The 10,798-nt window shown below is 61.9% G+C and carries 9 protein-coding genes; 3 read left to right on the top strand and 6 right to left on the bottom strand.

Translation table 11 applies throughout. The features are described from left to right. Together AC5DC2_RS12100 and AC5DC2_RS12095 are read left to right on the top strand one after the other, a co-directional pair. Nucleotides 1–194: hypothetical protein (locus tag AC5DC2_RS12100; RefSeq protein WP_491698652.1), on the top strand; the 194-nt coding region annotated here is incomplete at its 5' end. Between the two features lie 138 nt (nt 195–332). Continuing rightward, on the top strand, nt 333–1,325 hold the full coding sequence (locus AC5DC2_RS12095) for a P1 family peptidase (protein WP_491698651.1): 993 nt from the start codon (nt 333–335) through the stop codon (nt 1,323–1,325). Nucleotides 1,326–1,334: 9 nt separating this feature from the next. Here the strand turns inward: AC5DC2_RS12095 and AC5DC2_RS12090 are convergent, their stop codons facing one another. The 5 genes from AC5DC2_RS12090 to AC5DC2_RS12070 all read right to left on the bottom strand — a co-directional run bounded on the left by AC5DC2_RS12090 (nt 1,335) and on the right by AC5DC2_RS12070 (nt 8,978). Beyond that, nucleotides 1,335–2,732 carry an efflux transporter outer membrane subunit gene (locus tag AC5DC2_RS12090; protein WP_491698650.1) on the bottom strand — a complete coding sequence of 466 codons (1,398 nt, stop codon included), beginning with the start codon at nt 2,730–2,732 and terminating at the stop codon, nt 1,335–1,337. Nucleotides 2,733–2,831: 99 nt separating this feature from the next. Then, nucleotides 2,832–5,966 carry an efflux RND transporter permease subunit gene (locus AC5DC2_RS12085; RefSeq protein WP_491698649.1) on the bottom strand — a complete coding sequence of 1,045 codons (3,135 nt, stop codon included), beginning with the start codon at nt 5,964–5,966 and terminating at the stop codon, nt 2,832–2,834. 48 nt (nt 5,967–6,014) lie between these two features. Then, nucleotides 6,015–7,157: an efflux RND transporter periplasmic adaptor subunit gene (locus AC5DC2_RS12080; protein WP_491698648.1), complete on the bottom strand. Its 1,143-nt coding sequence runs from the start codon at nt 7,155–7,157 to the stop codon at nt 6,015–6,017. 253 nt (nt 7,158–7,410) lie between these two features. Further along, nucleotides 7,411–8,013, bottom strand: coding sequence for a TetR/AcrR family transcriptional regulator (locus tag AC5DC2_RS12075; protein WP_491698647.1), 603 nt, complete (start codon nt 8,011–8,013; stop codon nt 7,411–7,413). After that, nucleotides 8,013–8,978, bottom strand: coding sequence for a phosphoribosylaminoimidazolesuccinocarboxamide synthase (locus AC5DC2_RS12070; RefSeq protein ID WP_491698646.1), 966 nt, complete (start codon nt 8,976–8,978; stop codon nt 8,013–8,015). The genes AC5DC2_RS12075 and AC5DC2_RS12070 overlap by 1 nt, the downstream gene beginning before the upstream one ends. 150 nt (nt 8,979–9,128) lie before the next feature. Between AC5DC2_RS12070 and AC5DC2_RS12065 the strand changes: the two genes are divergently transcribed. Beyond that, nucleotides 9,129–9,779, top strand: a complete 651-nt coding sequence (locus tag AC5DC2_RS12065) for a LysE family translocator (RefSeq protein ID WP_491698645.1) — start codon at nt 9,129–9,131, stop codon at nt 9,777–9,779. Between the two features lie 203 nt (nt 9,780–9,982). On the opposite strand, the gene rlmN is transcribed toward AC5DC2_RS12065, so the two are convergent. Further along, the coding region (gene rlmN, locus AC5DC2_RS12060; RefSeq protein WP_491698644.1) for a 23S rRNA (adenine(2503)-C(2))-methyltransferase RlmN at nt 9,983–10,798 on the bottom strand (816 nt) is incomplete at its 5' end.

The raw sequence follows: 10,798 nt of genomic DNA, 5'->3' as shown, positions 1-10,798 counted from the left end.
GACAAAGCCGCTCGCCACGTTTCTCTTTCTTCAAATATTCAATTGTCCAAATAACCGATGCGAAGGTTATCGCATCCAAATACCATTCCGCGTGCCAAAACCCTGAAGTTCAAACACGTCAATCAGCAAAGCTAATCGGCGGAGGTGAGGTCAACATCGTTCGTCGCGAGAGCGACCGTCGACCCCGTCGGTGATGCGCATATAGGGTGAGCCGACCTTTAAAGTCAACACGCATTCTTCAAAAATCTGAAAAAATCCGACTCTTTCCTCTTTCCAGCGACCGATCCCTCCGGTTTGCTGATATCGGTATGGCGACCAACGGGGAAGCAGACATGCGCAATCTCATTACCGACATCGCCGGCATAAGCGTCGGCAACGCCGAGGACCGCAATCTTGCCTCCGGCGTGACGGCCATCGTTTTTGACCGGCCCGTCACCGCTTCGGGACTGTCCCTCGGCGGCGCTCCGGGCAGCCGCGACCAACTGCTGCTCGAACCTGGCCGGACGGTTGCGACCGTCGATGCCTTCGTTCTGGCCGGCGGTTCCGCGTTCGGCCTCGACGCCGCCGGCGGCGTTCAGTCAGGCCTCAGGGCGGACGGGCGCGGCCTGGCGCTCGGCCCTGCCCGAATTCCGATCGTGCCCGGCGCCATCCTTATGGATCTCCTGAACGGCGGCGACAAGAACTGGGGCCTGCACGCGCCCTACCGCGATCTGGGCTATGACGCCTATCGGGCGGCAAAGACCGGGCCTTTTGCCCTCGGCACGGTTGGCGCCGGAGCAGGCGCAACGACGGTCAACCTCAAGGGGGGACTCGGATCGGCGAGCTCTGAGACCGCTTCGGGTTTCAGGGTCGGCGCGCTTGTCGCCGTCAATGCCATGGGCAGCGTGACGATCGGCAGCGGCCCGCATTTCTGGGCGGCAGCACTTGAAGACGGAGACGAGTTCGGCGGGCTGGGATTGCCGGTTTCGATACCGGATGATGCGTTGCCGATTGCGATAAAGGGCGGGCCGACCACCGCAACGACTCTTGGCGTGGTTGCAACCGATGCCACGCTGACCAAGCAGCAGGCCTACCGCCTGGCGATCATGGCCCATGACGGTTTTGCCCGCGCAATCCATCCTGCGCACCTGCCCTATGACGGCGACACGGTGTTTGCCGCGGCGACCGGCGAGAAACCGGCGCCCGATGATTTCGCCTTGGCCGAGATCTGCCATGAGGCGATGCGGACGATGGCCCGGGCAATAGCCCGAGGGGTCTATGAAGCAGAAACGCTCCCGCATAGGGGAGCGTTGCCAAGCTGGAGAGACAAATTCAAAACCGGCTGAAGGGCCGGTTTACTGGGCCGCGTAACCGCCGCCGATCGCAACATTGAGGGCGACGAAGTCACCGGCCTGTTGCGCGATCGCGTCGGCAAGGCTGGCCTCGGCATCGGAGACGGCGCGCTGGGCATCGAGCACATCGAGCAGCGAGGTCGCGCCGTCGCGGTAGCTCGAGGTCGACAGTTCAAGGGCGTCGCGGTAGGAGGCGACGGTTGCCCGCAGGGCCGACACGGTCCGCCCGTCGCGGGTGACGACGGCAAGCGCCGTCTCGACTTCCTGTACGGCCTTGAGCACCGTCTGCTTCCAGGCGAGATAGGCTTGCCGGGCCTGCGATTCCGCGCTCGAGACATTCGCGCGCAGGGCGCCGCCGTCAAAAATCGGGAGGCTGAGCGTCGGTCCGAAGGACCAGGAGGTCTGACCGGCATTGCCAAGCGAATTGGCAGAAACGCTGGCCTGCAGCGTGCCGTTCAGCGAGATCATCGGATAGAGCTGGGCCTCGGCGACGCCGATCGCGGCGGTCGCCGCGGCAAGATTGCGTTCGGCTTCGCGAATATCAGGCCGGTTGCGGATCAGGTCCGCCGGAACGCCGGAGGCAAGACGCGCATGGGTGACCGGGATGGGCTTCACCTTGTTCATCTGGTCGATCAGGGTTGCCGCCGGCAGGCCCATCAGCGTCGACAGCGCATAGACCTGCTGACGATAGGCGGCCTCAAGCTGCGGAATGGTGGAAAGCTGCGCGTTCACCAGACCTTCCGACTGAACGACATCAAGCCTCGAAGCCGCCCCGGCATCCAGCTGGAACTGGGTCAGGCGCAGCGTCTCGCGGCGGCTCTTCAGGTTGGAGCGCGCGATCGCCAGGCGTTCCTGATAGAGTCGGGCATTGATGTAGGAATCAATCAGGCTGGAAATCAACGTCAGCTTGGCGACGTCGGCGCTCGCATAGGCCGCGTCCAACTGGGCCATGGCCGCCTCGCCGGCGCGCTGATAGAGACCGAAGAGGTCGAGAACCCAGGAGACCGGCACCGAACCACCGAAGGTGTTCGAGGTCTTGCGGGCCTGCGCGGAGGCCCCGTCACCGCCTGCGCCGGCGCCGGTGTCATAGGCCTGAAGATTGACCTGCGGGAAGGCGCCGGCCGTCGAGGTGACGACATTGGCCTCCGCCTGCACGATCGCCTCCAGTGCCTGCAGCACCGACAGGTTCTGCGCCATGCCGGCCTCGACATAGGAATTCAGCAGCGGATCGTTGAAGCTCTTCCACCACGCGACATCAGTAACGTCGCCGACGCTCTGGCTGCTGCCTTCGGAAAACTTGTCCGGCAAGGCTGTTGCCGGCGCCACATAGTCCGGACCGACGGCACAGCCGGCCAGAAGCAGCAGCAAAAGCGGAACGGGGGTAACGCGGCTCAACACCATGGTCTCAATCCTGTCATCTCGGCAAGCCCGAACCCGGGCCGCCTACCCTTACTGTTTTAGACGCCGGCGCGAGGCCGGCGCAATATCGTTAATTTTCTTTTAAACGATCTGTTGCTCTTCTGCCGATTTGTCTTCCTTCTTGCCGATGCCCATGACGCGGCAAACGGCGACGAAGAAGGACGGCACGAAGAAGATGCCCAAGGTCGTTGCCGCCAGCATGCCGCCGAAGACGGCGATGCCGATGGCGTTCTGTGCGGCTGAGCCCGCGCCGGTCGCCAGCACCAGCGGCGTGACGCCGAGAATGAAGGCGAGCGAGGTCATGATGATCGGTCGCAGACGCATCCGCGCCGCATGGATGGCCGCATCAAACAGCGAGTCGCCCTTCTCGCTCTGCTCCCGAGCGAATTCGACAATCAGGATCGCATTCTTCGCCGCAAGGCCCATCGTCGTCAGCAGACCGACCTTGAAGTAGATGTCGTTGTCCTGACCGTCGAGGTTGGCCGCAACGACCGCGCCGAGAATGCCGACGGGGACCGCCAGAATGACCGAGAACGGAATGCTCCAGCTCTCGTAGAGTGCGGCAAGGCAAAGGAACACGAAGACGATCGAGACGATATAGAGATACGCCGCCTCATTACCCGAGATCACCTGCTGCAACGACATATCCGTCCAGGCGACGGTGAAGCCGCCCGGCGCCGACTCGACCATGGAGACAAGCTGGTTCATCGCCTCGCCCGAACTGAATCCCGGGTTGGTCGAGCCCTGGATATCGACGGCAGTGTTGCCGTTATAGTGCGACAGCGACGGTGCGCCGGTGGTCCAGTCGATATCGGTAAAGGCCGAGAATGGCACCATCTCGCCGCTCGAATTGCGGGCATACCATTTGTAGATATCCTCTGGCTGCATGCGATAGGGCGCATCGCCCTGCACGTAAACCTTCTTTACTTTGTCGTTCAGGGTGAAGTTGTTGATATTCGTGCCGGCATAGATCGTCGAAAGCATGCCGGTCGCCTCCGCGATGCTGACGCCATAGGCGCCGGCGCGCTGCTCGTCGATATCGATGAGCATCTGCGTCTCGTTCGGCAAGGTATCCGTGCGAACCTGCGCGGCGATGCCGCCGCCATTCATCTGCTGGATGATGCGCTGGGTCGTGGCGAGCGTTGCCGCCTGTCCCTGGTTGCCGCTGTCGACCACGTAGCCGGTCCAGCCGGTCGACTGGCCGAGACCCGGGATTGCCGGCGGCTGGACGACATAGACCTGAGCATCGCGGACATGCGTGTAGAAGAAGCCATTTGCACGCTGGGCCACCGACGCGGCCGTCAGCGTTTCCGTGGTGCGGTCCTCGAAGGGCTTCAGTTCGATGAAGCTCATCGCGTAGTTCTGGCCCTGCCCGGCGAAGGAGAAGCCGAGCACGTTGAAGACGGCCTCGACCGCGTCCTTCTCCTCGTTCCGGAAGTAACTCGCAACCTGGTCACTGACCGCCTGGGTGCGTTCCGTGGTCGCCCCCGTCGGGAGGTTGATGATCACGAAGAGCGACCCCTGGTCCTCATCCGGCAGGAAGGATTCCGGGAGCTGCATGAAGTAGTGATAGACGCCGAAGAGAAGCACGGCGAAGACCGCGAAGACGATCAGCGGGATTTTCAGCAGGAAGCCGACGGCGCGCGTATAGCCGTCGGTGACGCTGTTGAAGCCGCGGTTGAACATGCCGGAAAGACCACGATCCTTTTTGGTCGGGTCGACCGGCTTCAGCATGGTCGCGCAGAGCGCCGGCGTGAAGATCATCGCCACAAGCACGGAGAGGATCATCGCGGCAACAATCGAGATCGAGAACTGGCGATAGATGATGCCGGTGGAGCCGCCGATGAAGGCCATCGGAATGAACACGGCCGTCAGCACCATCACGATGCCGATCAGAGCGCCGGAGATCTCGCCCATCGATTTCTGGGTCGCCTCCTTCGGCGGAAGCCCGTCTTCGTGCATGATGCGCTCGACGTTCTCCACCACGACGATGGCGTCATCCACCAGAAGCCCGATCGCCAGCACCATGGCGAACATGGTCAGCGTGTTGATCGAGAAGCCGGCAAAGGCGAGCACGCCGAAGGCGCCGAGAAGCACGACCGGCACGACAAGCGTCGCGATCAGCGTCGCCCTCAGGTTCTGCAGGAAGACCAGCAGAACAACGAAGACGAGCACGATCGCCTCGAACAGCGTATGCACCACCTGCTCGATCGACAGCTTGACGAAGGGCGTCGTGTCGTAAGGATAGATGATGTCGACGCCTTCCGGCAGGGTCGGTTTGATCGAGTTCATGAAATCGATCACGCGCGCGGATGTCTGGACGGCATTGGCGCCGTTGGCGAGCTCGATGGCGAAACCGGCGGCGGGAAGCCCGTTGTAGAACGTGCTGAACTGATAGTAACGCTGGCCGAGTTCGACCCGCCCGACATCGGAGATCGTCACCGTCGCGCCATTTTCGGTGGTGCGCAGGATGATGTTCTCGAATTCGGTGACGTTTTCGAGCTGGCTCGAGGACACCGCCGTGATACTGAGCTGCTGTCCCTTGACCACGGGATTGTCGCCCACATCGCCGACGGCGACCTGCTGGTTCTGCGCCTGAATGGCGTTGGAAACGTCGGAAACCGTAAGATTGTACTGGTTAAGCTTGTAGGGATCGAGCCAGATGCGCATGGCGTAGGGCGTGTAGAAGCCCTGCACGCTGCCGACGCCGTCAAGGCGCGAAATCGGGTCGTTGATCGTGCTGTCGATGATGTTGCCGAGATCGGCGGCGGAGTAGTTGCCGCTTTCATCCGTCAGCGCCACGACCATGAGGAAGCTCGAGGAGGAGCGGTTGACCGTGATGCCGAGGCTGCGGACGATGTCCGGCAACTGCGGCTGCACCAGTTGCAGCTTGTTCTGCACCTCCACCTGGGCGATTTCCGGATCGATGCTCGGGCCGAAGATGACCGAAATCTGAGACAGGCCGGGGCTGGAGTTCGACGTCAGGTAGAGCATGTCATCGAAGCCGGAAAGCCCGTCCTCGATGACATTCGTCACCGTTGTCTCGACCGTCCTGGCGCTTGCGCCCGGGAAGGATGCCTGAAGGGAAATGGTCGTCGGCGCAATCTGCGGATACTGGGAGATCGGCAGCTGCGAGATACCGAGACCGCCGATCAGCATGATCACGATTGCGATCACCCAGGCGAAAACCGGTCTGTTGATGAAGAAATTAGCCATTCAATATTCCTCGAGCGCTTGGGTTCTAGGGCCTGAACACCTTCACGCTCAGCCGTTTCCGCCTGATGACGATGAGCCCGACGCGCCGCCGCCCGAGCCTGATCCGGAGGACGAACCGGAGTCCGAATTCGCATCGACCACGACGCCGTCCTCGTTGATCTTGACCGGCACAGGCGTGACATCGGTGATGCCGCCCACCAGACGTTGGAAGCCATCGACGATCAGGCGGTCGCCGTCCGACACCTTGTCGGTCACCAGCCAGGAGTCGTTGGATACCCGGACATTCTGGAACACGCGCGTCTCGACCTTGTTGTCGTTCGTGACGAACATCGCCGAGACCTTGCCGCCGGCCTCGATCTGGGCCGCAAGCTGGGGAATGAGATAGCCTTCTTCCTCGGCCACGGTCAGCGTTGCGCGCACGAACATGCCGGGAAGCAGGACGTTGTCGGGGTTGTCGAACACGGCGCGCAGATTGACCGTGCCGGTCGATTCGTTCACCGTCCGCTCGGAGACGTCGAGATGACCGGCGACCGAATAGTCGCTGCCGTCGTCGAGCTTGACGACAACCTTCACGCTCGAAAGGTCCCGCTCGCTCTTGAAGTCCGGATACTTCCCGGAAGCGCTCAGCACCTGGGCGGCCGACTCGTACATGTCGACATAGATCGGATCGAGCTGGTTGAGACTGACGAGCGGCGTGGATGACGACGGCGAAGCAAGGTTGCCGATCGAGATATTGGAGACGCCCAGGACGCCTTCGAACGGCGCGGTGATGTCGGTGTGGCCGAGATTGATCTCGGCCGTCTTCACTGAAGCCTTGGCTGATTCGACATCGGCCAGCGCCTGCTCGTAGGCGGTCCGCGCGTCGGTCAGCTGGATTTCGGTGGCGCCCTGGTTGACGATGCGCTTGTAGCGCTCGTAGTTGGCCTCGAGGCCGGGCACGGTGGCATTGGCCTTGTCGAGCGAGGCCTGCGCCACGGCCAGATTGGCCTCGTAGGTATCCTGCTCGATCTGGTAGAGAAGGTCTCCCTGCTGGACGAAGGCGCCGTCCTTGAAGGCCTTTTCGGTAATGATGCCACTGACTTGCGGCCGGATTTCGGCAGACCGGTAGGCGACCGCGCGCGCCGGAAGCGTCGTGGTGATCGGCACGGACTGCTTTTCAAGCGTGATCACGCCCACCTGGGGCGGCGGCATCTGCATGCCGCCTTGTTGTTGCTTACCGTCATCACTGCAAGCGCTGAGCGCCATTGCAAGAACACTAAGAGCGGCAATTGGAAGCTTGCGCGACAGCATGGGCACCTATCCAGAAATGAAAATCAATCAATGGCCATGTTCTTAACACAATCCCGACGGCGCAGAAACTCAATATCTCACGTGTCGGCGATTGCGGCAGAAGCTCGCCACAACGCTGAAAACGAATCTCATTGGTGACGTATCGCAGATAACGTCACTTTACAACGCGATTTTTCAACCCCCCGTCGACAAGGGCGACGATCAACTGCGTTTTATCAGCCAGTGTTGCGGGATCGGCACATGCGATCATGCGGGGGTTCAGGACGCAGCCCAGCATGTCGACGATCGCGGCGGCATCAAGCGCAGGATTGCCCGGTCCGTAAATCCCCTCCTCCATGCCTTCGGCGATCAACGAGCAGAGCTTGTCTTCCACAAGACGGCGATAGATCCGGCCACCCTTTTCCGGGTCCTCGAGCACCAGCGGGATCATCTCGAACAGGTACTGGTTCTCCCGCTTGTCGCGCACATGTTCGCGCGAAAGCCGGGAGAGAAAGATCGTCAGCCGCCGGTCCGGCGGGTCTGAAAGATCCTCGATCGAGCAGCGCTCGGCGAGACGGCGGGCATGCCGATAGGCTATGGCGCGCCCGAGCGTCAGCTTGCTGCGGAAATGCTTGAAGACATTTGCCGGCGACATGCCGAGCTCGCCCGCGATATCGGCGATCGAAACCGCACTGTACCCGCGCGCGCGAAACAGGCGTTCGGCCGTTTCGAGGATGGCCTCACGCGTTTCTTCTGCCGATCGCCGCGGTCTGCGCATCACGCCTCTCCCCAGGAAGCCTCCGGATAATAGGCGGCGAGATTGGCGCGCACCCGATCCTTGACGCTTGCTCCGCCTTCATCCGGCACGAACGGCTTGCCCGTGATCATCTCGAACGCCTGGGCATAAACGCCGGAGGCCGCCTCGATGACTTCGCGCGGGATTTCAGGGATGGGGTCGGAATAGGGATCGCAGCGCTCGACGACCCAGGAACGGATGAAATCCTTGTCGAAGCTTTCCGGCCGCTTTCCGGCTTCAAACCGTGCCTGATAGCTGTCTGCCATCCAGTAACGGCTCGAATCAGGCGTGTGGATCTCGTCGGCAAGCAGGAGATTGCCGTCAGCATCGATGCCGAACTCGTACTTCGTATCGGCAAGGATCAACCCCCGTCGCGCGGCCATCTCCTGGCCACGGGCAAACAGCGCCAGCGCCTTTTCCGAGACCTCGTCCCAGCGCGCCCTCGTCAGGAGACCGCGTCCGATGATCTCGTCGGCCGTCAGCGGCTCGTCATGGCCACCGTCGAATGCCTTGCTGGTCGGCGTGATGATGGCCTCCGGCAGCGCTTCGTTATCGCGCATGCCATCGGCAAAATCGAAGCCGTAAATCCGGCGCTCGCCGCGCTTGTAGCGGGTCAGGAGCGAAGTGTCGGTGGCGCCCGCGAGATAGCCGCGCACGATGATCTCGACCGGCAGGATATCGAGTCGCTTGCCGACGACGACGTTCGGATCCGGATAGGCGACAACGTGATTCTCGGCGATATCGCCGGTTGCATCGAACCAGAAGCGCGCGATCTGCGTCAGGATCGCCCCCTTGTGCGGAATGGAGGCCAGGACCCGGTCGAAGGCGCTGATTCGGTCGGTGGTGATGATGATCCGGCGCCCGTCCGGCAGGTCGTAGTTTTCCCTCACCTTGCCGCGGTAATAATTCGGCAATTCCGGGAAAAAGGCTTCATCGAGAATGCGCAAGAATATCGTCCTTCAGTCCTGGCGGCGGCCCTTTAGCCTCAATGCGGATTGTTGCCAAACCGCTCCGCTCTCATTACAGATTGTTAACCTTATCGGCAATCATCTTGAACGGTGAACGCGCGGCCGGCGTTCCAGGTTTCGACGGTTCTCATGGATTTCATTCCCTCCCTCCCCGTGCTTCTCGCCTTTGCGGCGGCAACCCTGCTCCTGGCGCTCACCCCTGGACCCGACATGACGCTGTCGATCAACAAGGCGCTGAAGGAAGGCCGGGTCGCGGGCCTTGCCGTGCTGATCGGCACCAATCTCGGCCTTTGCGTGCACACAATGCTTGTCGCCTTTGGCGTCTCCGCCCTGATCGTCGCCTCGCCGACGGCCTTCATGATCCTGAAGACCGGCGGCGCGGCCTATCTGTTCTGGATCGCGGTGATGGCGATCCGCAAGGGCAGCAATTTCGTGCTGGAGGCGGAAGCGAGAACGGAGCGCCGGCGGGGACGCGTGCGAGCGGCAATCGCAAGCGGCTTCTGGGTGAACCTGCTGAACCCGAAGATCATCATCTTCTTCATGACCTTCCTGCCGCAGTTCGTGGAAGCTGGCGATCCGAACGTCACCGGAAAGCTGATTTTCCTCGGTTTCACCTTCATCGCCGTGGCGCTTCTGCCGACGATCGCCATCGTCGTCGCCGCCGACCGCCTCTCCGGCTGGCTGATGGCTCACAAACGCGTGCTGCGCGCCATCGACTATCTGTTCGCCGGCGTGTTCTCGCTGTTCGCGGTGAAAATTTTGCTGACGCAGGGGCGGTGAAACAAGATCGACAGCCATGAAGGCACAAGAACTTGACAGGCGGTTTGAGGCAGACGAGGACTTGAGCGACGCTATCGATTGGTCGCGGGCTCGCAGGCCGAACGCGCGGCCGAGCACGACGGCACCTCGCCGCACAGCCGCCAAAACTTCTCGCCCCGGAGGGGAGCGAGTATAGGGAACAAGCGCGAACGCAGCGCCTCTCCTCAGTCCCCGTGATTGGCGATCATCATCGCCTCATAGGCCAGACGTTCGGTCTTGCGCATGCGTTCCGATTCCGATTTCAGTTGTCCGCAGGCCGCGAGAATGTCGCGACCGCGCGGGGTCCGGATCGGCGAGGCATAGCCGGCCTGGTTGATGAAATCGGCGAAACGCTCGATCGTCTCCCAGTCGGAACACTGGTAGTTCGACCCCGGCCAGGGATTGAACGGGATCAGATTGATCTTGGCGGGAATGCCTTTCAGCAGTTTCACCAGATCGCGCGCATCCTCCAGGCTGTCATTGACGTCCTTCAGCATCACATATTCGAAGGTGATGCGGCGCGCGTTCGAGAGCCCCGGATACTCCCGGCAGGCCCCGATCAGCTCTTCCAGCGGATATTTCTTGTTGATCGGCACCAGGATATTGCGCAGGTCGTCGCGCACCGCATGCAGCGAGATCGCCAGCATGCAGCCGATCTCGTCGCCGGTGCGGTAGATTTCCGGCACCACGCCGGAGGTCGACAGCGTGATGCGCCGCTTCGACAGCGACAACCCGTCTTCGGCCGACGCGATCAGCAGCGCCTTCTTCACGGCCTCGAAATTATAGAGCGGCTCGCCCATCCCCATCATCACGATATTGGTGACCTTGCGGTCGGATTCGGGAATGAAGGCGCCGTTCGGCGCATCGCGGTTCGGGAAATCGCCGAGCGCGTCACGGGCGACGAGAAGCTGCGCGAGAATTTCCTCCGGCCGCAGATTGCGCACCAGACGCTGCGTGCCGGTGTGACAGAAGGAACAGGTGAGCGTGCAGCCGACCTGGCT

This window comes from Martelella sp., assembly GCF_984369615.1.
This window is presented reverse-complemented; position numbering and strand designations above follow the sequence as displayed.

What these genes read in the sequence shown, in the direction of transcription:
- AC5DC2_RS12095 (WP_491698651.1), top strand. Translation starts at nt 333, where the DNA reads ATGCGCAATCTCATTACCGACATCGCCGGCATAAGCGTCGGCAACGCC.
- AC5DC2_RS12090 (WP_491698650.1), bottom strand. Translation starts at nt 2,732, where the DNA reads ATGGTGTTGAGCCGCGTTACCCCCGTTCCGCTTTTGCTGCTGCTTCTG.
- AC5DC2_RS12085 (WP_491698649.1), bottom strand. Translation starts at nt 5,966, where the DNA reads ATGGCTAATTTCTTCATCAACAGACCGGTTTTCGCCTGGGTGATCGCA.
- AC5DC2_RS12080 (WP_491698648.1), bottom strand. Translation starts at nt 7,157, where the DNA reads ATGCCGCCGCCCCAGGTGGGCGTGATCACGCTTGAAAAGCAGTCCGTG.
- AC5DC2_RS12075 (WP_491698647.1), bottom strand. Translation starts at nt 8,013, where the DNA reads ATGCGCAGACCGCGGCGATCGGCAGAAGAAACGCGTGAGGCCATCCTC.
- AC5DC2_RS12065 (WP_491698645.1), top strand. Translation starts at nt 9,129, where the DNA reads ATGGATTTCATTCCCTCCCTCCCCGTGCTTCTCGCCTTTGCGGCGGCA.